This window comes from Xenorhabdus doucetiae (genome assembly GCF_000968195.1).
Taxonomy (GTDB): Bacteria; Pseudomonadota; Gammaproteobacteria; order Enterobacterales; family Enterobacteriaceae; genus Xenorhabdus; species Xenorhabdus doucetiae.
Window position 1 is genome coordinate 3,242,653 of the sequence record NZ_FO704550.1, and the last position, 23,004, is coordinate 3,265,656.

The 23,004-nt window shown below is 43.1% G+C and carries 17 protein-coding genes and 2 pseudogenes; 6 read left to right on the forward strand and 13 right to left on the reverse strand.

Annotated elements, in window-relative coordinates; genetic code table 11:
* Positions 1-43: 43 nt before the first annotated feature.
* A pseudogene (locus XDD1_RS14085) lies at positions 44-1,089 on the reverse strand (IS630 family transposase).
* A gap of 52 nt (positions 1,090-1,141) precedes the next feature.
* Between XDD1_RS14085 and XDD1_RS19495 the strand changes: the two are divergent.
* From XDD1_RS19495 to XDD1_RS14095, 3 genes are all read left to right on the forward strand, one after another.
* Positions 1,142-1,300, forward strand: coding sequence for a hypothetical protein (locus XDD1_RS19495; protein WP_156979661.1), 159 nt, complete (start codon positions 1,142-1,144; stop codon positions 1,298-1,300).
* Between the two features lie 15 nt (positions 1,301-1,315).
* Complete coding sequence (fbpC, locus tag XDD1_RS14090) at positions 1,316-2,365, forward strand: ferric ABC transporter ATP-binding protein (protein ID WP_045972140.1); 1,050 nt, start codon at positions 1,316-1,318, stop codon at positions 2,363-2,365.
* 202 nt (positions 2,366-2,567) lie between these two features.
* Entirely contained in the window at positions 2,568-3,908 is a 1,341-nt protein-coding gene (locus XDD1_RS14095) for an MATE family efflux transporter (protein ID WP_045972142.1), read from the forward strand.
* 90 nt (positions 3,909-3,998) lie between these two features.
* Here XDD1_RS14095 and XDD1_RS14100 read toward each other — a convergent pair whose 3' ends face one another.
* The 3 genes from XDD1_RS14100 to XDD1_RS14110 all read right to left on the reverse strand — a co-directional run bounded on the left by XDD1_RS14100 (position 3,999) and on the right by XDD1_RS14110 (position 5,761).
* Entirely contained in the window at positions 3,999-4,664 is a 666-nt protein-coding gene (locus XDD1_RS14100; protein ID WP_045972144.1) for a DUF799 domain-containing protein, read from the reverse strand.
* Positions 4,664-5,020, reverse strand: coding sequence for a DUF4810 domain-containing protein (locus XDD1_RS14105; RefSeq protein WP_045972146.1), 357 nt, complete (start codon positions 5,018-5,020; stop codon positions 4,664-4,666). Before XDD1_RS14105 ends, XDD1_RS14100 begins: the two co-directional genes overlap by 1 nt.
* A gap of 69 nt (positions 5,021-5,089) precedes the next feature.
* On the reverse strand, positions 5,090-5,761 hold the full coding sequence (locus tag XDD1_RS14110; protein ID WP_045972148.1) for a CsgG/HfaB family protein: 672 nt from the start codon (positions 5,759-5,761) through the stop codon (positions 5,090-5,092).
* Between the two features lie 773 nt (positions 5,762-6,534).
* Here XDD1_RS14110 and XDD1_RS14115 point away from each other — a divergent pair.
* The gene (locus XDD1_RS14115) at positions 6,535-7,860 is read left to right on the forward strand and encodes an SLC5/6 family protein (RefSeq protein ID WP_045972150.1); all 1,326 of its coding nucleotides are present in this window, start codon (positions 6,535-6,537) and stop codon (positions 7,858-7,860) included.
* Between the two features lie 832 nt (positions 7,861-8,692).
* Complete coding sequence (locus XDD1_RS14120) at positions 8,693-9,256, forward strand: tyrosine-type DNA invertase (protein ID WP_045972152.1); 564 nt, start codon at positions 8,693-8,695, stop codon at positions 9,254-9,256.
* 356 nt (positions 9,257-9,612) lie between these two features.
* Here XDD1_RS14120 and yjiA read toward each other — a convergent pair whose 3' ends face one another.
* The 4 genes from yjiA to XDD1_RS14140 form a co-directional block, all read right to left on the reverse strand.
* A complete protein-coding gene (gene yjiA / locus XDD1_RS14125; protein WP_045972154.1) occupies positions 9,613-10,575 on the reverse strand; it encodes a GTPase in 963 nt (320 codons plus the stop codon).
* Positions 10,576-10,595: 20 nt separating this feature from the next.
* Entirely contained in the window at positions 10,596-10,799 is a 204-nt protein-coding gene (locus XDD1_RS14130) for a YbdD/YjiX family protein (protein WP_045972156.1), read from the reverse strand.
* Positions 10,800-10,934: 135 nt separating this feature from the next.
* Complete coding sequence (locus tag XDD1_RS14135; RefSeq protein WP_045972157.1) at positions 10,935-13,088, reverse strand: carbon starvation CstA family protein; 2,154 nt, start codon at positions 13,086-13,088, stop codon at positions 10,935-10,937.
* A 314-nt stretch (positions 13,089-13,402) separates the two neighbouring features.
* The gene (locus XDD1_RS14140) at positions 13,403-14,353 is read right to left on the reverse strand and encodes a phosphoethanolamine transferase (RefSeq protein ID WP_052705722.1); all 951 of its coding nucleotides are present in this window, start codon (positions 14,351-14,353) and stop codon (positions 13,403-13,405) included.
* Between the two features lie 64 nt (positions 14,354-14,417).
* Here XDD1_RS14140 and XDD1_RS14145 point away from each other — a divergent pair, with 64 nt between their 5' ends.
* Complete coding sequence (locus tag XDD1_RS14145; RefSeq protein WP_045973637.1) at positions 14,418-15,455, forward strand: IS630 family transposase; 1,038 nt, start codon at positions 14,418-14,420, stop codon at positions 15,453-15,455.
* 6 nt (positions 15,456-15,461) lie between these two features.
* On the opposite strand, the pseudogene XDD1_RS14150 reads toward XDD1_RS14145, so the two are convergent.
* From XDD1_RS14150 to XDD1_RS14170, 5 genes and pseudogenes are all read right to left on the reverse strand, one after another.
* Positions 15,462-17,381, reverse strand: a pseudogene (locus tag XDD1_RS14150) (ABC transporter permease); the annotation flags it as partial.
* A 108-nt stretch (positions 17,382-17,489) separates the two neighbouring features.
* Positions 17,490-18,521, reverse strand: a complete 1,032-nt coding sequence (locus XDD1_RS14155; RefSeq protein ID WP_045972159.1) for an ABC transporter substrate-binding protein — start codon at positions 18,519-18,521, stop codon at positions 17,490-17,492.
* Positions 18,522-18,812: 291 nt separating this feature from the next.
* Positions 18,813-19,796, reverse strand: coding sequence for an IS30 family transposase (locus tag XDD1_RS14160; protein ID WP_045972161.1), 984 nt, complete (start codon positions 19,794-19,796; stop codon positions 18,813-18,815).
* A gap of 269 nt (positions 19,797-20,065) precedes the next feature.
* The gene (uhpC, locus tag XDD1_RS14165) at positions 20,066-21,361 is read right to left on the reverse strand and encodes an MFS transporter family glucose-6-phosphate receptor UhpC (protein WP_045972163.1); all 1,296 of its coding nucleotides are present in this window, start codon (positions 21,359-21,361) and stop codon (positions 20,066-20,068) included.
* Between the two features lie 63 nt (positions 21,362-21,424).
* Entirely contained in the window at positions 21,425-23,002 is a 1,578-nt protein-coding gene (locus XDD1_RS14170; RefSeq protein WP_045972165.1) for an MASE1 domain-containing sensor histidine kinase, read from the reverse strand.
* Between the last annotated feature and the right edge of the window lie 2 nt (positions 23,003-23,004).

Sequence of the window (23,004 nt, forward strand, 5' to 3'; positions counted from 1 at the left end):
TCTTTCTGCATTGATAATGTTTTTATAGGGGTCTTATACCAATCTAACTTGAAGATGCAGGTTTTAAAATCTGAAAGTTGTCAGTCAGTCTAGTCGTGAGTTCTTTCGCTTTTTCTGGCAAAGTGACATGAAAAAAGTGACGAAGGGTTTCACGGAATGTCTTCGCATCCGGAAAATAAACATTGTTACGTACTTGCTCATTCATATACTTCCACAATCGCTCTCTTTGGATTTGGAGGTTTGGGGTGGTAAGCGGTAGGGTAATTCAGTTTAATTATAAGGGACATATGGCCCCTTTTTTCACCAATTTTTGCCCGGTGGTAACCCGCCCCATTCCAGATTAATATGAATTTTTTGGAAAATGGGTAAGTTTCTTCTAATAGCGCCGAAAAAATCCGCGATATTTTCGGCATTGATTCTCGGGTATTCACGGATCACGGTTTCTTCAATTCGTTGTAAATTGAGGGCGCCCAGAAGATTGAGACGGGTACGGCTGCCGGTGGTTTCGACCACTTTTACCTGATTTTTCCCCGCTTTCATCCAACCATAGCTGAGCTTTGTGGACTGCGAAGGATGCACCGCATCAATAAATAGGATAGGTTCATTCTGACCTGCCCGGTCTTTCAGAGACTGGTAGTCATCAATAAATTGTTGCTGCTTATCCGCATCGAATTTATGAGGAACGCCCTTTGGCTTTTTGTAGCTGAAACCTTGTCGGTGAAGCCATTTCGTCATGCCTCCCACGCTGAAAGACACCTGCCAACGAGCTCGTACATAATCCACAATTTGAGCGGTCGTATGCAGCAAATTTGCCGTCAAATAATCAACCAGATCGGCGGTTTGTTTGGCAGAGAGATGGCTTTCAGAACCGCCATTTTCGGGGGTGAGTTTTTCCTGCGCGATGAAATCTTTTAGGTGACGGCTTACCGTAGTTTCATGAATACGTAAGGCCTGAGCAATCATCTGAGCTGTCCAGCCCTCTGACGCCAAAAGCACGGCCTTGATGCGATCACAGACTCGACTATCACGAGTGGTATCATGCATCAATTCGAGGGCACGTTTTTGTTCTGGTGTCAGATGAATTTTCATGATTGCAAGCATGATCGGGTTTGGATAAGAAATCAAGCATCTTCAATGGCGATTGGTATATATCCTGAATCGCGTTGAAGATGGCGAGTATGGTTTGGCTATCGCGTATGGCTCCATCCTGATTGTGGTCATGCTGGCGATAATTTTCTTATTTGACTATTTAGTTGGCGAAGCGCGTGTTTCCCGTTCAAAAGCCAAAAATACCCAGTAATCACGGAGTGAAGATATGACACAGCAACATTTTGTCGAATTAAAAAATGTGACCAAACGATTTGGTCATCACACCGTCATCGACTCGCTGAATTTAGCCATTCCACAAGGGAATATGGTGACGCTATTGGGGCCATCCGGATGCGGTAAAACCACCGTGCTGAGGTTGGTGGCAGGGCTGGAAAAACCCACCGAAGGCAACATTTTCATTGATGGAGAAGATGTCACCGAGCGTTCTATTCAACAGCGGGATATTTGCATGGTATTTCAGTCGTATGCCCTTTTTCCGCATATGTCATTGGGGGAAAATATCGGTTATGGACTGAAAATGCTGGGGCGGCCAAAAGCAGAGATCCGTCAGCGCGTCAGGGAAGCATTAGAATTGGTCGATTTGGCAGGTTTTGAAGATCGCTATGTTGACCAGATATCCGGCGGGCAACAACAGCGTGTCGCTTTGGCGCGCGCCCTTATTCTCAAACCCAAAGTTCTGCTATTCGATGAACCCTTGAGTAATTTAGATGCCAACTTGCGCCGCAGTATGCGTGAGAAAATCCGCGAGTTACAGCAACAATTTAATATCACCTCACTTTATGTCACCCATGATCAAAGTGAAGCCTTTGCGGTTTCTGATACGGTTTTAGTGATGAATAAGGGTAAGATCATGCAGATGGGTTCTCCACTAACTTTGTATCGTCAGCCCGCCTCGAAATTTATGGCTAACTTTATGGGAGACGCCAATATTTTTTCTGCCACACTCGGAGCAGATTATGTGGAAATCTTCCAATATCGTCTGCCTCGCCCAACCCATTTCACTACAACGCAAGCATTAATTACCGTTGGCGTTCGCCCTGAAGCCATTAGCTTAGTTCTACAAGGCAGCGAAAACCAGCGCTGTAAGGTCAAGCATGTTGCATATATGGGGGCACAATATGAAGTCACGGTTGACTGGTATGGACAAACGCTATTACTGCAAGTCAATGCCACCCAACGGCAACCCAAAGTCGGTGAGGATTATTATCTGGAAATTCATCCAATCGGGATGTTCATTCTGGATGAGAAAATATAAGATTAGGGCTAACAAACTAAGCGCCTGCGGTTATCACCGCAGGCGATTTTTTATCCAACAAATTCCTCAACAAACCAACGGCATAAATCACCGATTCTGTCTATCAACTCACCAATAAACCTTGTAAAATCATCTATGCTTTCTGGGGATGTCATACCGCAAAAAGACCATTCATTTCACTTCTAATAAATAGGTTTTACTAATGCATCAGTCTGATGTTGTAGATCGTTCTCTTTTTTCATTAAGCTGGCCGATTTTCATTGATATCTTTCTGCATATGGCGACGTTATTAATCAATACGTACATGATCAGCCATATTTCTTCTGCTTATCTGGCCGCAATGGGAGTAGGTAATCATGTTTTTGATCTCTTTATTACCATTTTTAACTTTATCAGCGTAGGTTGTAGTGTTGTCATCGCACAATATTTAGGCTCAGGAAAACGTGAGAAGGCCAGTCAGGCGATTCATATTTCCATTGCCTTTAATTTTGTGCTGGGTTTGAGTTGTGCGCTGATCACGGTGTTCTTCGGTTATAAGATCCTGTATATCATGAACCTGCCCGAAGCTCTGATGGAAGATGGGTTCGCTTATCTGCATGTGCTTGGTATCTGTCTGATACCCGAAGCTATTTCGATTATTCTGGCGGCCTGTCTGCGGGTTTATGGCAAATCGAAATCGGCCATGTATGTCACGCTGGTTGCCAACTTGCTCACGATTGTCGGTAATATGATCGTGCTGTATGGGTTCTTTGGACTGCCTCAATATGGGCTGGAAGGCGTGGCGTGGTCTACGGTATTTGGTCGTATCGTTGCCGTTATTTTGCTCTGCGGATTACTGTTCTGTGGTTTGAAGATCAAGCTAGAGCCTAAGTTGCTCATCAACTGGTCTAAAAATATGTTGAGCAAAATCCTACATGTCGGCTTACCCGCCGCCGGTGAAAATTTGGTGTGGATCTTGCAATATATGACCGCACAAGCGTTTATCGGCCTGATGGGGGAAACGTCGCTGGCTGCGCAAACGCTGTATTTCCAGCTATCTCTGTTCATTATGCTGTTTGGTATCTCTACCAGCATTGGCAATGAGATTATGGTGGGTCACCTTGTTGGGGCAAAACGCTTTGAAGACGCCTATCTTAGGGGGCTGAAAAGCCTGCGAATTGGTGTCATTGTCACGGTAGGCGTCGTCCTGACATTCTGGATATTCAGAGAATCACTCCTCGATCTCATGACGGAAGATCAGAAGATTATTGAACTTCTGTTACCACTGTTCCTGCTTTCGGTCTTTTTGGAGCCCGGACGTTCTTTCAACATTGTCATGGTCAATGCGCTGCGTGCTTCTGGTGATGCACGTTTCCCACTCTATACGGCACTAATTTTCATGTGGGGCGTTTCCATTCCTGTCGGTTATTTTCTGGGGATCACTATGGGTATGGGGATCTTGGGGATCTGGATAGGGTTCTTCTGCGATGAGTGGCTTCGTGGGTTAGTGAATGCCTGGCGTTGGAAATCCAGAAGATGGCAAACCAAGCGATTAGATATCTGATTAAAAATCACCGCAAAATAATACAAAAAAATGCCGCAGGTCTGTCTGCGGCATTTTTATTTCATTTATTTTACTTACGTCAAGCAAATCTTATAACTTTTCTTTGCCATAAAACGCTGAACGCGGGCCATACAGCAAGTGGCCATATCTATGCCCACCCGCACTCAACAGGCGATTACTGGTAATGCCGGCAATATCATGGCCTCTGTCCATAACGGTATTCGCGATCTGGGAGATAGCCGCCGCTACCAACATGCCGACCAGTCCCCCGCTGGAGTAATTGTCATTTTCTGTGGAAGAGGCGGTCGCACCACCACTCCATAGTTGCTTGCCGGTGCGCAAATCGACCAGACGGGCAGTCGCACTGACGCGGGTATCGCTGTTAATAATTTGGAATTGCGTACCGTATTGCGTGATATTCAGGTAAAGCGCGGAATCTGCGCCAAATATGTCATACAACTTTTGGTAGCTGATATTGTGGATATCCTGCGCTTCGGTTACGCCGTTCTGGCGGAAGGTCTCTTCAACCACCGCAACGGGATAAACATAATAGCCGGATTCTGCCAGCGGGTAAGTGACTTGAGACAGAAAGCTGCCAGACGCCTGCACTTCCACCGATTTATTGACGGCTGGTAAAACCAAAATGGATTTCGGTTTACTTTCTCTCAATGCTGAATAATCATACGGTTTATAGTTGGCACATCCTGTCAACACCAGCAATACTAAGGCACCCATCGCCCCCAGAAAACGCTTCATTATTTCACTCCCTTATTTTTGCTGAGCAGAAAATCCATGTAAGGTGCTGATTCAGGAAATAGGTTTTTTTCTATCTCAAACTGCTGGAAAGCGTCCTCAATATTGCCGGTTTTGCTGTAAAGCAAGCCCATTTGCGCGTGCAGACCCGGTGGAACAGGTTTATCTTTGGCCTTGGCTTGCTCGATAACTTTCTGCAATGCTTGAAGCTGTTCCTGTGGCCCGGTTTTATCCTGCTGGTAATATTGATACAGGGTTGACTGATAATTACCCCACTCATATATACTTTTAGGAGCCTGAACACATCCCGCCAATAATAGCGCGCCCAGCAACATCCCGGTCTTTTTTATCAAAAACATACAGCAATTTTCCCTAAAAAAATCTCACCAAATTAATATTTAACACATTGATTATATTTAAAAAAGTGATTAATTAGTTGGCTTCCATGCTCCATTATCAATACCGGCAACCAGATCATTAATGGCTTCACGGATCGCCAGATCCAACACCTTACCATTCAGAGTAGAGTCGTAGCTGGAAGTCCCGCCAAATCCAATAATTTCACGGCTGGAAAGTTTATATTCCCCAGCCCCTGCGGAGGAGAAGACCACTTCAGACGTCTCCACATTGACAACATTCAACATCACTTTTGCATAGGCAACTTGTGACTTGCCGCGTCCCAAAATACCCCAGAGTTGGTGATCGCCCACTTCCTTACGGCCAAATTCAGTTACGGAACCCGTAATAACGTAATTAGCCCCTTTCAATTTCTGCGCCTTGCCTTGTAAACCCGCTTCCATTTTTAATTCAGCCAAATTGGTGCGTTCCAAGACGTTAAAACGCCCTGTTTGTTGTAAATGCGTGACCAGAATGGTCTTTGATTGATTGCCTAAACGGTCAACACCGTCAGAGAAAATGCCATTTTGGTAGCTTGAACGGTTTTCGAATTTACCTACCGCAATCGGGCTGCGAACACCAGCGTAGGTCGTTTTATAAGAAGTAACTTTTTGTACCGGCAGTGTTGATGAAGATTCCGTTGCACAACCGGCCAGCATGAGAGAAGCCAAGCAAAGTGAAGTTAATGTGAGTTTGCTTTTCATTATTACATCTTCCTGAATGATTGTTAGAATAAACCTGTTCGATTTTTTATTCAGCGAATACCGCTAACATAAAAACGGAAGAATAATAAGTATTGTTACAGAAAAAGTCCATTTAATTAGCAAAAAACCTCCCGGAAAAACTCAGTAACAAATTGATTTTTAATCACTAATTTTAATTCACTGAATAATTGCATGATTGCTTAATTTCAGGCTGCCTTACCAAATAAAACAAAATAAAGAAAAGAATGTTGTGCTCTTTCCATTTTATTATCGATAAATAAAATAAATCCAATAATACACTCGTTATCTTAATAAAAAGAAAATTAATCTGATCTCATTGGTCATATATTAGTTTGGCTGAATACACCCGGTACTTCATCGTCAGCATGCCCAATGATCGATAAGCAGAGATTAAGGTATGTATCACTCCCTTTCACCAGTAAAAAATTCTAGATTAACATGCTGAAATACATCATAATATTAGCGATAAAAAGGATTTAATCCTGACAGGGTGTTTTGAACAGATACAAATGTGATAAGAACGTCATAAAGTACACAACTTTTCTTTCTGGTCGTCTCAATTGTTAATGTCACGAATATTCACAATACCTTCGCATAGAGAATAAATAACATTATTTATCAAAATGATACTGGCTATAATTTTCTCTTTTGCGCCGTTTCCCTTTGCAATTTCATCTTTATGAAGAAATTGTTCTCTCAAAAGCCGTATTAGATGGAATGTTTAGGCATCAAAGATGTAAGCGAGAGCGATTATGAAAACAGCAACAAAAAACAGTGACATCACGTCACCGTTATCTTCGTCGGCCAAACGCGCCAACATGACGGAGGCGGAATGGAAAAAAGCAATAAAATTTGACCATATCGATACCGGTTGGGTCATTATGAGTATTGGTATGGCGATCGGGGCCGGCATTGTTTTCTTGCCGGTTCAGGTTGGATTGATGGGATTGTGGGTTTTCCTGCTTTCTTCCATTATTGGTTATCCTGCCATGTATCTTTTTCAGCGACTCTTCATCAATACCCTTGCAGAGTCATCCGAATGCAAGGACTATCCCAGTATCATCGGTGGTTATCTGGGTAAAAACTGGGGCATCCTGCTCGGCATACTCTACTTCATGATGCTGGTGATCTGGATGTTTGTTTATTCCACCGCTATCACCAATGATAGTGCATCTTACCTGCAAACATTTGGCATTACCGACGAACTGATGTCGAAAAATCCCCTTTATGGGTTGGTGTTAATTTGTGTATTAGTCGCTATTTCTTCCCGTAGTGAACAATTGCTGTTCAAATTATCCAGCCTGATGGTGATAACAAAGTTATTGGTTATCGCGGCATTAGGGTTTTCCATGATCGGGATGTGGCACCTTTACAATATTGGCGCATTGCCTCCCTTCGGTCTATTGATCAAACAAGCCATTATTACGTTACCTTTTACGCTCACCTCGATCCTGTTTATCCAAACCCTAAGCCCAATGGTAATCTCTTACCGCAATCGGGAGAAAAACCGTGAAATCGCCCGTTACAAGGCACTGCGAGCCATGAATATTGCCTTTGTAGTGCTGTTTTGTACGGTATTTTTCTATGCCATCTCTTTTACACTGGCGATGGGGCATGATGAAGCACTCAAAGCCTATGAACAGAATATTTCAGCACTGGCGATTGCCGCCCAGTTCTTTCCCGGTGGTTGGGTCATTGTCGTCAGTATCATGCTCAATGTCTTTGCCGTGATGACAGCCTTTTTTGGTGTTTACCTTGGGTTTCGCGAAGCCAGCCAAGGCATTGTAATGAATGTGCTTGGCCGCCTGATGCCGGTTGAAAAGATCAACGAAAAGTGGGTGCAAAAAGGCATCATGGTTTTTGCTATCTTATTAGCGTGGAGCGCGATTATCCTGAATGCTCCGGTATTGAGCTTTACTTCTCTCTGTAGCCCAATATTTGGCATCGTTGGCTGCCTCATCCCGGCTTATTTAGTCTACAAAGTTCCCAGTTTGCACCATTACAAAGGCGTATCGCTCATCTTGATCATCTTTACCGGGATCTTGCTGTGCGTTTCCCCTTTTCTGGCTTTTGCGTAAATAAGCAGATAAGGCCAAAAAAATTCTTTTTGCAGTTTTTTTGGCCTCAACCAAATCATATTCCGCAACTCTCATTTATTAAATAATCATTTTGCTGATGTCACGATATTTAATTAATCATAGAAGATATCTATTTAATTAAATTTTACAAATTGAATAAAAAACGATTAATCCCGTCAACCCAAATAACAACATAGTAACCATGAGGAATTATAACTAAGGTTATCAATTTGCCGGGGACGCCTCCCCCAACCTAATGTTATTCTGGGTACTTTCCTTAATTTCCCTCTCGACATCGCTCTTTTTTAACCCAAAAACCCGCAGTTAAATAGAATAAAAAAACCAATAATAATTTAAATATAAAATATTATTTCAAAAACACCAATAAAACGGTAATTTTTAATCAATTATAAGGCGTTATATAAACAACTTAGATAAATCATTTACTTTTTCTACTAAATGCAGTAAAAATACAAACTCAACACACCAAAAAGGAATTTTAAAAGAATAAAAAACTAAAAAATAAACCAACAAAAATGATTAGTTGTAAAGTTCAATAGAGCTGTTTTTATGTATGGAATTCTATTTATGATTGCCTCATTCTGTATATCAGAACCACATAGCACGTATTTATACGATTTCAATTAGTACTTTCATTAAGAATAATGACGAAAAGAAGACGCAAACTTTTTTATTTGCGGTATTCCAATTAAATTAATCAGGTATTTCTCCAATCATGTTAAAAAAACACTAATGTGTTGTTGCATTCGATTGGCTTAAATACCTGGCTATTCACAATTCATCTCTCTGATTTCATAGGAATGATAATTTCATGAAGCAACGTAAGTTTTTAACCCGATACGAAATAGACGCAATTTTGGCAGCCACAAAACAAGGACGTCACGCAGAGCGGGATTACTGCATGTTATTAATGTGTTTTATTCACGGTTTCAGGGTAAGTGAGCTATGTAATCTATGCCTGTCCGATCTCGATTTAAATTCAGCGATTATTCACATCAGGCGGCTAAAAGGTGGGCTTTCAACCACACATCCTTTAATTCCAGAGGAAATTGAAGCGTTGAAAAAATGGCTGGATATTCGTCAACAATGGCGGGAAGCCGATTCTCCGTGGGTATTTCTCTCGCAAAAATCAGGCCCTGTTTCACGGCAACAAGTTTATGGATTATTGAAACGTTATGGGAAGCAGGCAGCCGTCAGTGTTTCTCCACATCCGCATATGTTGAGACACGCTTGTGGTTATGCATTAGCCGATCTCGGTCGTGATACCCGCTTGATTCAAGATTATCTCGGACACCGTAATATTTCGCATACGGTCATTTATACCGCCAGTAATGTGAAACGTTTCTCCAGCATCTGGGAGTCTCCCGCTAAATAATGGTGTTATTTTTTCTGCTGTTTCCACTAACATGATCTGTTATTGCAACAATCTCCACTCATTAGTTTGTGGAGATTGCCGGTAGATAAAATAGACAACACCATTATTCTCTAAAAAAATAGATGACTATTTTATACGCATGATAAACACAACTTGTGAATGGGTTTTGTTTTTATTGTTTTTTATTTGTTAATTCACTAATCAATGCTTTACAGAAACTTAAGTCTAATAGCTGAATATATAAAATAAATTTCTATTTAAACTTGAGCAGCGAATTTATATTAAACAATTTCACTGCTCAATAAGAAATAAAAAATGAACGATTAAAATGCCACAAAAAATGATTATTCAAACCGCTAAGCTTCAACCAACGCTGCAAATTTTGCACGGATTTTCTGTTCCGGCAGATCGATACCAATGAAAACCAGCACACTTTCACGGGGTTCATCATCGCGCCACTCTCTGTCCCAATCCGCGCTATATAAACGCTGAACGCCCTGAAACAGTAGCCGGCGTGGCTCCTCTTTAATCGCAAGAATGCCTTTGTAACGCAGAAGGTTATCCGCGAAACTCAGCAAAAGTTCTTCCATCAGGTCAGAAACGGCCGACAGTTCAACCGGATATGATAAGTTAACGACAATTGACTGAACCGAGTTTGGTTGTTTGGGTATAAATCGAAACACCGGCGGCGAAACCGTCAGTTTGTCATTCAACATAAAACCGTCGATATCAAACAGTAAGCCTAAATCGGTTTCACCTTGAATCACGTTATAAACAGGTGCCCTGGCATTGATTCGCTGCAAACGTTCAACTAAGGCATCATGAACCGGCGCAATGTCTGTTTTGGTTAACAGGATCCTGTCGGCATATCCCACCTGAGCCTGCGCAATGGAAAAACGATCTAACTGTTGTTCCGCATGAACCGCATCCACCAGCGTAATAATGCCATCGAGTAAGAAACGCTGGCACAACGTTTCATGAGAAAAGAAGGTCTGTGTGATCGGGCCGGGATCGGCCATGCCTGTACACTCTATAACCAGACGGTCAACGTTGATCTGCCCTTTGTCCATACTGTCCAGCAAGTCCAATAACGCATCTTCCAATTCATTCGCACGGCTACAGCAGATACACCCGTTGCTTAATGTCTTAATCTGCGTTGCGCGCTCACCAATCAATTCATTATCAATCGGGACTTCACCAAATTCATTTTCAATAACGGCTATTTTATAACCATGATCGGTATTGAGGATATGACGCAGCAGCGTCGTTTTGCCTGATCCCAAAAAACCGGTCAGGATCGTAACGGATATGGGTTGCATTTTTATTTCCTTATATTTCCTTAACAGCAGCGCATGCCACCTTTGCCATCGCCACCATAGCGAGCATTTTGGCGTTCACGAAAAAATTCTTCATACGTCATATAAGGCTTATCAGGATGGTTTTCCTGCATGTGCTGTACATAGGTGTCATAGTCAGGCACACCGACTAACATGCGGGCAGCCTGCCCCAGATATTTGCCTGCCCGACCAAGATTACCAAACATAAATTGCTCTCCAAGGCTTGTTCTGCAAGGAATGGCTTGCCAAAGAAAAATACCCCACATAATACAAAGTTGATTATGTGGGGTATAGCGTTACTGATACCGAATCACTTGGCGGGTATCAGTTTTAGTATCGCATCAGTGCGTAGAAGAGACTTTCACCCCACCTTCTGGCACCGGAACATAAGGGGTTTCATTATCGGTACGCTCAGGGTTTTTACTCGCTTTGATCGCGGTCTTAATACCATAAATAATGATGCTGTACACCACCACCAGGAACAGAATGCTTAAACCTGCGTTGGTGTAATTGTTCACAACAATATGGTTCATGTTACTGATTTGTGCCGCCGTCAATTCTGCGCCGCCTTCTGCAATCCGTTGCTTGTACTCTTTCGCCAGGAAGAAGAAACCTTCAAGCCGCGGGTTGTCACTGAATAATTTCAGCCCCAGCGCCCATGTCGTACAAATCAACAACCAAACCGCCGGGATCACCGTGACCCAAATATATTGGCTGCGTTTCATCTTGATCAGTACCACCGTACCCAATACCAATGCAACGGCTGCCAACATCTGGTTAGAGATACCAAACAGCGGCCACAAGCTCTTGACGCCGCCCAATGGATCAACCACGCCTTGATAGAGCAAATAACCCCACAGGCCGACACAACCGGCCGTACCAATGATGCCCGCAATCAGGGAATCGGTTTTTTTCAGGAAGGGAACAAAGTTACCCAACAGATCTTGCAACATAAAACGGCCGGAGCGTGTCCCCGCATCCAGCGCAGTCAGGATAAACAGCGCTTCAAACAGAATACCGAAGTGATACCAGAAGCCCATGTCTGCCGCAGGTATGATCTGATGGAATACGTGGGCAATCCCCACAGCCAGCGTTGGCGCTCCCCCTGCACGGTTCAGCACCGAAGGTTCACCAATGTCTTTTGCCGTTTGCAGAATTTGATCCGGCGAAATGACAAAGCCCCAGGAACTGACCGTCGCTGCCGCGTGGATCGTCACCTCTTTCAACGAATCCATAATCATCGGTGCTTCGGCAGTTCCCAAGTTATGCAGGTCAGGCATGGTGATACCTAATGCGGCCGGCGGGGTATTCATCGCAAAATACAGACCCGGTTCAATGATGGAGGCAGCCACCAATGCCATGATCGCGACAAACGACTCCATCAACATCGCACCATAACCAATGAAACGGGCATCTTTTTCATTGGCCAGCAGTTTAGGTGTCGTTCCCGAAGCGATCAACGCATGGAAACCAGATACCGCACCGCAGGCGATAGTAATGAACAGGAATGGGAACAGGGTTCCTTTCCAAACCGGCCCTGTACCATCAATATATTGGGTGACGGCGGGCATTTTCAGTTCTGGATTCAGGATGACAATGCCGACGGCAAGGCCAACAATCACCCCAATTTTCAGGAAGGTTGCCAGATAATCACGCGGTGCCAGAATCAACCACACAGGTAAGAGCGCAGAGACAAAGGCGTAGCCGATCAGCGCATAAGTGATGGTGGTGTCTTTGAACGTCAGCGCCGGCCCCCAGTAAGGATCGGCGGCGACCACACCCCCAAACCAAATGGCCGCAATCAGCATCAGGATACCGATCACGGAGACTTCACCCACACGCCCCGGACGGATATATCGCATGTAGATCCCCATGAAAAGCGCAATGGGGACGGTTGAGCAAACCGTAAATACGCCCCACGGGCTTTCCGCCAAGGCTTTCACGACGATTAAGGCCAGTACCGCCAGAATGATGATCATGATTAAGAAGCAGCCAAACAGGGCGATGGTGCCCGGCACACGCCCCATTTCTTCTTTGACGATCTCACCCAATGACGCCCCATTGCGGCGGGAGGAGATAAACAGCACCATAAAGTCCTGCACTGCTCCGGCCAGCACAACCCCGGCCAATAACCACAATGTGCCCGGCAGATAACCCACCTGTGCCGCTAAGACTGGCCCAACCAACGGGCCTGCCCCGGCAATCGCCGCAAAGTGGTGACCAAACAGGACATTTTTGTTGGTGGGAACATAGTTCAAACCGTCATTATTGACAACGGCAGGCGTTGCCCGCGTAGCATCCAGCTTCATCACCTTGGTGGCGATATATAGGCTGTAATACCGATAAGCCACTAAGTAAACCGCGACGGAAGCGACAACGATCCACAAAGCGCTAACGTGTTCTCCCCGGCGCAGCGCAACAACGCCAAGACAAAATGCGCCAATGATCCCCAATATCATCCAGGGGACATGTTTTAAGAATTTATTATTGTTCATAAAACTTCCTTTTCACAGTAAGACGAACAGCAAGTCATTATTTAATTTTACTTCCCTCTGTATAAACCAGCCCTCTAAGAGCCGGCAGGAAGCGGCACCCCGTAGGGTATATACTCCTCGCCACACTGCGCTATGATACAAAACTCTCCCTGATAAGAGGGGAGGATCTGAGCCAGCGGTTGAATACCCGCATTAAGCGGTCAAAATCCTCCCATCAGTGGTTTATCCCCCGAAAACCTGCCCCCCGTTTTGTGAGATAACTCACTGATTAAATAGGTTGAAAAACGAAAGTACATCCATTAAAAATCCATCCATCAATGGAAGTTAATGTCGTCATCCTTCAGATGATTAAAGTCTTGATACTCGTTACTGAATGAAATCACGGTATGTTGGTTCTGACATGCTTGGTTAGAAAACCAATCACATTGAGATATCAAGCGAGGTTCTTCAATGCCCAGCCATGTCGCTAACATAGACAGTAGATTCAAACCACTACGTTGAGCATTGATAATATGTTTGCCTGCTTTACTCTGATCAACATTTTCAATGGCATAGTCATAGCCGGTAATCATAAATGGAACTTGATAATTTTGCTTATGACTATCGCTATGGGTCAGATTTTCACTGCCTGTGTTTTTATTCACAAATGACAAGCCATGATCGGCAAAGTAAAGCATTGCCCAGTGCAATTGATTTTTATTGGCCATATTTGCAATATCAGCCAACAAACTATCCGTATTTTGGATGCTCTGGAGATAACAGGAGATATTTTGGGAATGAAAATAGGTACCGTATTTCTCATCCGTTCTGGCACAAGGTTGTGGGTGTGATCCCATTAAGTGAATCACAATCAATTTCTTCTTCTGCCCCTCCTTTACTAACGCCTTGCGAATATAAGGCAATAAATTTTCATCCGGCAGATAACGGCGGTCGTCTGAACTGCCTTCTTTCAGGAAAGTGTAATGATCGGCCTGCTGCCCAATCAGCGCGACCGGAGAGTCAAACCCGCCCTTCATGCCCTGATTGGACAACCAATAAGTTTCAAATCCCGCTTTTTTCGCCAGTGAAACTATGCTGTTATTCAGGTGAATTTCATTGGCTTCACGCATGGCCAGTGAGTTAGTCAGTGATAACTGGGTTGATGGCGCCGCAGAAATATAGTGGGTTAACAGGGTGGCATTCGCGTTGTCTAACCAAGGGGTATTTTTCGTCGGGAACCCGTAGGCACTCATAAAATCTTTGCGAACACTTTCCCCAATCACCATGATATATACCAATCGCCATTGAAGATGCTTGATTTCTTATCCAAACCCGATCATGCTTGCAATCATGAAAATTCATCTGACACCAGAACAAAAACGTGCCCTCGAATTGATGCATGATACCACTCGTGATAGTCGAGTCTGTGATCGCATCAAGGCCGTGCTTTTGGCGTCAGAGGGCTGGACAGCTCAGATGATTGCTCAGGCCTTACGTATTCATGAAACTACGGTAAGCCGTCACCTAAAAGATTTCATCGCGCAGGAAAAACTCACCCCCGAAAATGGCGGTTCTGAAAGCCATCTCTCTGCCAAACAAACCGCCGATCTGGTTGATTATTTGACGGCAAATTTGCTGCATACGACCGCTCAAATTGTGGATTATGTACGAGCTCGTTGGCAGGTGTCTTTCAGCGTGGGAGGCATGACGAAATGGCTTCACCGACAAGGTTTCAGCTACAAAAAGCCAAAGGGCGTTCCTCATAAATTCGATGCGGATAAGCAGCAACAATTTATTGATGACTACCAGTCTCTGAAAGACCGGGCAGGTCAGAATGAACCTATCCTATTTATTGATGCGGTGCATCCTTCGCAGTCCACAAAGCTCAGCTATGGTTGGATGAAAGCGGGGAAAAATCAGGTAAAAGTGGTCGAAACCACCGGCAGTCGTACCCGTCTCAATCTTCTGGGCGCCCTCAATTTACAACGAATTGAAGACACCGTGATCCGTGAATACCCGAGTATCAATGCCGAAAATATCGCGTATTTTTTCGGCGCTATTAGAGAAACTTACCCACTTTCGCAAAAAATTCATATTATTCTGGATGGGGCGGGTTCCCGACGCGCAGAATTGGTGAAAGAGGTGGCATATGTCCTTAATATTGAACTGCATTACCTACCGCCTTACCGCTCAAACCTCAATCCAATAGAGCGATTGTGGAAGTATATGAATGAGCAAGTACGTAACAATGTTTATTTTCCGGATGCAAAGACATTCCGTGAAACCCTTCGTCACTTTTTTCATGTCACTTTGCCAGAAAAAGCGAAAGAACTCACGACTAGACTGACTGACAACTTTCAGATTTTAAAACCTGCATCTTCAAGTTAGATTGGTATAGGCCGTTGCTACGCGGGTGTCCGGCGTTACCAAAAATACGATGGCACTGACTGTGGTTATGGCACGGACAAAGCTGTAGACCAATGCCGATAAGATAGCGGGGCGCAAGAGTGGCAGCAGAATATATAAAATGGTTCTCATTGAACCCGCCCGCAGGCTGAGAGAGGCTTCATCCAGCGATTTATCAATTTGCCCAAGTCCCGCAATACCGGCTCGAATGCCAACAGGCACATTTCGCATTGTCATAGAGATGATGATAATGAATGCTGTACCCGTGATATAGAATGGCGCGTTATTGAAAGCCAGCAGGTAAGAGATCCCTGCCACCGTGCCGGGAACGGCAAAACAGAGCATGGTCGTGAACTCAATGACTTTTTTGCCGCGGAATTGCTGGCGTACCACAATATAGGCAATCAATAGCCCGAATATAGCGGTAATAGGGGCAGCGATGCCGGCATACAGCAGCGTATCCAACAGTGAAGGCCATGCACCATCACGCATTCCCTGACCAAACAGTTTAATGAAATTATCCAGTGTCAGGGTGTAATCCACGCCCCAATTGACGGTGAAACTGCCATAGAAAATGCTGCCATAAAGCAGAACATTGAAGGCCACCCAAATAAACAACAGAGTGCAAACACCCCGTACCAGCGAAACTGGCAAAGGCTGTACATCACCACGGTAAGACTTACCAGAAACCGTGACATAAGAGCGTTTACCAATCCAAAGATATTGAACACAGAAAACCAAGAGCGAGAAGACCAGTAGCGACGCCCCTAACGTACTGGCAGCCTGATAATCGAGTTGTGAGCCTGTGATATAAAAATAAATCTGGGTCGCCAGAACGTCAAAGTTGCCGCCCAAAACCAGCGGATTACTGAAATCGGCCAGAGATTGGACAATCACAATCAAAAAGGCGTTAGCGAGAGCGGGTTTCAACAAGGGAATAAAAACATGGAAAAAAGTTTGATAACGATTCGCTCGCAGAGTATAAGCCGCTTCTTCGAGAGAAGGATGGATCGTCTTGATGGCGCCATCCAAGATCATAAATGCCATTGGCGTGAAGGCCAGCACTTGGGCGATCCAAATTCCGGTAAAGCCATATAACCAGTTTGTGTTGGTCAAACCGAACCATGTAGACAGAAATTCCGTGATATAACCCGAACGTCCCATCATGAGCGTGACACCTAACCCGACAACGAACGGCGGCGTTACAATGGGCAGAATAGAAAATACTCGGCCAATGAAGGCTGAACGTTTGGCGATTCTGGCGGTGTAAATCGCCAATACTAAGCCAAAGAATGTGCACCCCAAACCAACGGCTACGGAAAGTAACACTGAATGAGTAATGATTTTCAGGATATGGGACTGTCCGAGTATCGAAATAAACGCAAATGGTGCGAATTGGCCGGATTCATCCCTAAACATCGGGATAAAAATAGCGATACTGGGAAAAAGAATAAATACACCAATCAACGCAATAACCGCGACCAGTGATCCAATAACAAAGCTGTCACCCCCCAACCATTCCAGACGGGTCAGGGCAAGGGTAATCACTGCACCTAATGAGATAAACAGGATAACGGTGGAATAGCCAAGTCCGCGCCCGACCAGTGCTGCGCTGACGATAATAAACAGCCCACATAACAAGGCATATCCCGCATAAAAATAGTTATGCTGGCGGTTGTCAGAAGATCGTGAGCGTAATAGCAATACTGATGGCAGCAAGAACCACAATATGCTGATATTGATGCCATGCCAGCCGTAAGCTGCCAGTAGTTCTTCCTGTGTTGAATCAAAAAGGCCGTAATCCAGACTCCATGATGGCAGCAGGGCAAAGGACAGCCATGCCAAAATAATCCACCAGAAAACAGAATCCCGACCTTGCTTTTTCTGCAAGGTAAGGGTGTGAGACATAATTCCCCCAATAAATTGTATGATGAGAGTATGTAAATCGTATTATCAGGTAGCGAGCGCATATTGATGGCTTGCTGCATTAATAGACTTTATTGACGGTTAGAGAATTTATTGCCCCATTTTGACTTCAGTGAGCCATTTATTGATCAATTCCTTCCGTACTTCATTGGAACCATATTTCTCCATGTCATAATTGATGAGCTTTAATTCAGCCGGTTTTAATGTCATGGGAGAGGCTTCTGCTGTGGTGTTGGTGAGGATCTGGTAGGATTGCGCTTTTTTCCAACTCAGCTCTTGCGCCTCTTTGGACAGTACCCAATCAACAAATAACTTAGCGTTATCTGGATTGCGGGCATTTTTAATGATGCTGACTCCGCCAATCTCATATCCCGTACCTTCGCAGGGAGCAATTAACTGCATTGGCGCACCATTTTCGACTTCCATTGAATAATCATGTAAAAAGCCAATCCCGATCGCCGTTTCACCCCGTGCGGTATTGCGTGCTGGGGCAATGCCAGATTTGGTATATTGGGAAATATTACTGTTTAATTTCTTCAGGTAATCAAAAGCCTCGTTTTCTCCCCACAGTTGGATAAACGTCGCCAATGCGGTGTAGGATGTGCCAGAGCTTTGTGGATCGGCAATTTGAATTTCACCGTTATATTCTGGTTTTGTCAGATCTTTCCAGCACGTTGGTATCGGCAGGTTTTTCTCTTTTAAACGTTCGGTATTCACACCAAAACCCAGTATTCCCATATAGACCGCAGAAGTGTAATGACCTTTGCGTTTTGCCGGATCACGGAACTGAGGCATGATTTGGTCTAAATTGGGTGATTTATAGGGTTGCAGGAGGTCCATTTCTCCCGCTTGGGAGTGGGGATCGAGGGTTCCTCCATACCATACATCGGCTTGTGGATTGCGTTTTTCGGCTTCTATTTTGGCTAATGTACTCCCCGAACCATTGCGGATAAATGTGGTTTTGACATGGTACTTTTCGCTAAAAGCACGTGTTTCTGTTTCACATAGCGCATTGGTGCCACTGCAATAAACAGTGAGCCGACCTGCTGCCTGGGTATTGCTGGTCATGGCCGTAAGAGTTAATCCCATAGCGATAAGGGAAGAGAACAATTTTAATTTCATTATAATTTCCTTACTGTCCATAAGTTGGGCTTTTACTTATTTTTACTTAAATGAATAAAATAAATTCTTATTGCTTTTAATTAAGGTGAAAATATCATTGGATATTTGTAAACAGATAATGAAGAGTGAAAATAATTTATTCAACTCGAAATGATGAATTTGTAATGTGAGTAACATTTTTTATTAGTCAATTAGTTAAGTATTTAATCTAACTCTGTCTTTTTGTTACTTATATAATTAAGTGGGTTGTTTATTTTTGATTAAAATAAATTATGCGCTTGGATTCGCATATTAAGCGCAACACCGTAATGAACGAAGTAAATGAGTTGGGGTTCCTGTAAATAACTCATTCGGTGTTTTATAATCTCGTGTCTTACGTGGTCGATTATTTAGTCGGTTTGCCACAAGGTTAACCTCCCGCTCTGATACCTTATTAAAATCGGTTCCTTTTGGGAAGTAATCTCTGATTAATCCATTTATGTTCTCATTTATCCCTCTTTCCCAAGGGGAATACGGATGAGCAAAATAAATTTTTGTCTCTAAATTTTTACCGATCCGTTCGTGTTCGGCAAATTCGAGTCCGTTATCAAAGGTAATTGTTTTAACTTTATGTTTTATCATCGATAAATGTCTTGTCGCCGCTTTGGCAACACCTTCTGCTGTTTTATCTTCAAGTTTAATGATGATCGTAAATAACGATTTTCGTTCAACTAAAGTCAATAAGGCACTTTTACGATCTTTGCCAACGATAGTATCCCCTTCCCAATCCCCAATACGCTGCTTTTTATCAACAATTTTTGGGCGCTTATCAATACTGACTCTGTTTTTAATTTTTCCTCTGTGCTCATGGCTTCCATAGCGTTTACGATACGGTTTTTTCGCTATCCTAAGATGTTGCCATAAATCACCGCCATTTATTTTATCTTTATAAATCAATCGATAAATTGTTTCATGATGTAAAGAGATTTTCGCTTCCCGCTTGAGATAACCCACAACTTGTTCCGGACTTAAATCTTGCCAAATTAACTGTTTTATCCACTTTGTTATCTCTGGCGTGATTTTTACGGCTTTTACCTTAGAATGACGGCGTTCTAATGCTTTACGCTGAGCTTGTTCAGGTTCATATTTCTCGGCTTCCCGGTTTCGTCTCAATTCCCGGCTAATTGTTGATGGGGCCCGATTAAGCGGCGTTGCAATAAAACGTTGTGTAAAACCGGCTTCTTTTAAGCCGAAAATCTGGTATCTTTCTGTTTCGGTCAGTTGCGTATAGGCCATAGTGCATTTTCCTTTGGCGAGAAAGATGCCTACTATAGCAACTGACCGCCTTTCTTAGAAATTGCACTTACTATGCGAATCCAAGGCGAAGTTTTAATTTTCATTAGTAATTTAAGACAGTAATTTATAATGTCAATTTATTACGTAAAACTTATGATAACTAAATTGTTCCTTTAACAAGACTTATATTTATTCTTTCATCCGTACTTTGTAGTGTTCAACTTATGTGAACACTACCTACTTTAACATTACGAGAGACAATGATGCTATCAATGTGTTTTATGCACTTTACTGACATCAGCCATTAACATTGGCATCAATAGTAATCCCATGATAGCAGCGGCAAGCGTCAACAGGGCAAACATTCCTGCCCAATCATAGCTGTCAATGATCCGGCTCAATGGCCAACCTGCAATTGCAGCACCAAAATAGGCATACAATCCTAGATATCCGGTTACAGTCGCTGCTGCTTTTTTGTGGCAATGCTCCGTTGCTGAAAGACCGATTAACATCTGCGGGCCAAAAACAAAAAAGCCGATACTGAAAATACAGGTAGATAATAGGACATAATTATTAATGGGAATTAGCCAGAGAGCAGCCACAGAAAAGAAAAGGCCAAGAGAAAAGAGTAGGATCACGGGGGCACGTTGGCTGCGAAATAACAAATCAGATCCCCATCCAGAACAAAGGGCACCTAATAATCCTCCCAATTCGAATAATGACAGCGTGGCATTAGCATTAAGTAAATTAACCCGATGTTTTTCTAATAACCATAAATTACCCCAATCATTAATTGCAATCCTAATGAAATAAACGAGAATGTAAGAAAAACCAAGGAGCCAGATGGTACGGTTGAATAAAATGGTTTCCTGTAGAATTTGCATCATGGGCATTGGTGAAGATAACCGTTCTTGTCGTAACTCCATAGTATCTTGCCGCCAATATCCTACGCTAGGTAAACCATGATCCTGTGGAATTCCTCGTATTCTCTGGCATAACCAAATGCCAAGCACAATGCTAATTATCCCAGGAACGAATAATGCGGCGCGCCAACCATAATGCGTTGCTAAGAGTGCAGATAATAAAGGAAGAAAAATACCGCTTATATTAATGGATATGTTCCAACAACCCCACCAGAAACCTCGCTCATTACGAGAATACCAATAAATGAGAAGCCGGGCGCATGTTGGCCATCCCCATCCTTGAAAAAAGCCATTTAACGTCCAGACAAACAGTAAGGAGGGCAGTGATGAACAGAAAGTAAAAATAATGTTCAGTATGCCTGTCATCAATAACCCCACCCCCATAAACCAGCGATAACCCGTATGATCATGGAAAATGCCAGAAAAAAATTTTGAACTGCCATAAGCAAGATAAAATAAACTGGTTATCCAGCCAATATCATTCTTATTAAGAGCCAATTCCAACTGCATGGCTGGCATAACCACATTCAAGCTCTTGCGAGTTAGGTAGAATGCGGCATAGCCTATAATCATTGACATGAGCAAATGGTTTCGCCAATAACGATAATGTTGTGATATTTGCTCATGGCTGGTGCCTTGCATAAGTGTCTCCATAAATAAGATATGAGTCGTTGTTGCTTTAGTATTCCTGTGGAGGATATCTGGCTATTCATTATCCCTGTCTGTATTTATCGGTAAATAGATAATGACATGGGTTCCTTGTTGGGTATTGAGTCTCCAATGACCCCCCAGTGCCCGGACTCGTTCTTCGATGCCTTTTAACCCAAATCCCGTATTTTTTTTATCATCAATGATACCAATTCCGTTATCTCTGACCTGAAGCACGATTAAATTCCTTTTTTGCTTCAATGTAATATTTATTTGATTGGCGTTAGCATGCTTACTAATGTTGTTCAGTAACTCTTGAACCAGCCTGTAAAGCGTCAGAGTAATCGTGTTATCACTGGGGGTATGTAGTAGCTGGTAATCAAAATGGCAGAGAATGTTTTGTTCCTCGAAGGCAAACTCATTGATTAAGTGATGAATTGATTGCTCAAGGGACATTTCGTCGAGTGCAGGTGGGCGCAGTTCACGTAGAAGTTGACGCGTTGTTTGATGTATTTGTTGAGAGAGATTTTTAATTTGTTCGGCAGATTTATGGGCTGATGATAACGTTGAAGTCCGTTTTATTAGCATGGATTGAATTTGAATGGCAGTGATATTTTGCCCAATGGCATCATGAAGCTCTCTAGCAATATTTTTACGAATATCTTCTTCTGTATGAACTAATTTTTGCATCAAAATATGGCGTGTTGATAACTCTTTTTCTAACCGTTCACGATAGCGGTTTAAATTATTTGCCAACTGTTTTTGATAGGTTAAGCTACCGGCTAATTGTTGTTGGCGACTGATAGCAATACCAAGCCCTATCCCTAATAAAGCCTGAGTGGTTAAAAAAATCTCTAATTCCTGTAATTCACTGAACGAGCCATTGAATTGGCGGGCAGAAGTGACAAGTAAACTTCCTAGCAACGCGGAAAGAACGCCGCCTTGCCAACCATAGCGATAGGCCATAACTATATTAGGAATAAAAACTAAAATTGACAGTAACCACTCTATTTCCGAGGATAGAAGATATTGACCACTTATTCCCAGTAGGCTAAATAGGAAACACCACATCAGCAAAGATGTTCTTAATTGTGGATCGGATATATCGGCTTTGGTATGTTGGTTTTTCCAATATTTCTCATATAAATAAACATAAATCAGATAAACGAACGGAGAGAGTAAGACGCCTCCAGTCAGAGAAGAGAGAAAAATAAAACTGATTTTATCAGGTAATGAAACACTCAAGAATAAGATTTGCAAAAGGCTATTAATGATAACACCTGCCAACAGGATAGAAAGCTGTTGCCAGTAAAGGGAGTAATTCCACCATATCTTTTGAATGGCTAATGCTGTTATCACACTAATAAATGGGGAGATCAGAATGATTGGGTAGATAATGAGTTGCTCGCTTTTTAGCCACAGCAAGATGCTGGTTTCGCTAACCAGCAGGATTGGAAGATAACGTCGTCCCAATAAGATCATAAATACTAAACGTATTCCTTGGGGTAAAAACAACGTTGCCTGTAGGCCACTATTGTGAAAATAAAAACTAATTACCCATAATGAAATCCAAATCAGTGAATAAAATAGACAGAGAAATAGTGATTGTAAAATGAAGAGAAATTTTTCATTCATTG

What these genes read in the sequence shown, in the direction of transcription:
- XDD1_RS14115 (WP_045972150.1), top strand. Translation starts at nt 6,535, where the DNA reads ATGAAAACAGCAACAAAAAACAGTGACATCACGTCACCGTTATCTTCG.
- XDD1_RS14160 (WP_045972161.1), bottom strand. Translation starts at nt 19,796, where the DNA reads ATGGCCTATACGCAACTGACCGAAACAGAAAGATACCAGATTTTCGGC.
- XDD1_RS14110 (WP_045972148.1), bottom strand. Translation starts at nt 5,761, where the DNA reads ATGAAAAGCAAACTCACATTAACTTCACTTTGCTTGGCTTCTCTCATG.
- XDD1_RS14155 (WP_045972159.1), bottom strand. Translation starts at nt 18,521, where the DNA reads ATGAAATTAAAATTGTTCTCTTCCCTTATCGCTATGGGATTAACTCTT.
- XDD1_RS14145 (WP_045973637.1), top strand. Translation starts at nt 14,418, where the DNA reads ATGAAAATTCATCTGACACCAGAACAAAAACGTGCCCTCGAATTGATG.
- XDD1_RS14095 (WP_045972142.1), top strand. Translation starts at nt 2,568, where the DNA reads ATGCATCAGTCTGATGTTGTAGATCGTTCTCTTTTTTCATTAAGCTGG.
- yjiA (WP_045972154.1), bottom strand. Translation starts at nt 10,575, where the DNA reads ATGCAACCCATATCCGTTACGATCCTGACCGGTTTTTTGGGATCAGGC.
- XDD1_RS14135 (WP_045972157.1), bottom strand. Translation starts at nt 13,088, where the DNA reads ATGAACAATAATAAATTCTTAAAACATGTCCCCTGGATGATATTGGGG.
- XDD1_RS14170 (WP_045972165.1), bottom strand. Translation starts at nt 23,002, where the DNA reads ATGAATGAAAAATTTCTCTTCATTTTACAATCACTATTTCTCTGTCTA.
- XDD1_RS14100 (WP_045972144.1), bottom strand. Translation starts at nt 4,664, where the DNA reads ATGAAGCGTTTTCTGGGGGCGATGGGTGCCTTAGTATTGCTGGTGTTG.
- fbpC (WP_045972140.1), top strand. Translation starts at nt 1,316, where the DNA reads ATGACACAGCAACATTTTGTCGAATTAAAAAATGTGACCAAACGATTT.
- XDD1_RS14120 (WP_045972152.1), top strand. Translation starts at nt 8,693, where the DNA reads ATGAAGCAACGTAAGTTTTTAACCCGATACGAAATAGACGCAATTTTG.
- XDD1_RS14140 (WP_052705722.1), bottom strand. Translation starts at nt 14,353, where the DNA reads ATGGTGATTGGGGAAAGTGTTCGCAAAGATTTTATGAGTGCCTACGGG.
- XDD1_RS14105 (WP_045972146.1), bottom strand. Translation starts at nt 5,020, where the DNA reads ATGTTTTTGATAAAAAAGACCGGGATGTTGCTGGGCGCGCTATTATTG.
- uhpC (WP_045972163.1), bottom strand. Translation starts at nt 21,361, where the DNA reads ATGCAAGGCACCAGCCATGAGCAAATATCACAACATTATCGTTATTGG.
- XDD1_RS14130 (WP_045972156.1), bottom strand. Translation starts at nt 10,799, where the DNA reads ATGTTTGGTAATCTTGGTCGGGCAGGCAAATATCTGGGGCAGGCTGCC.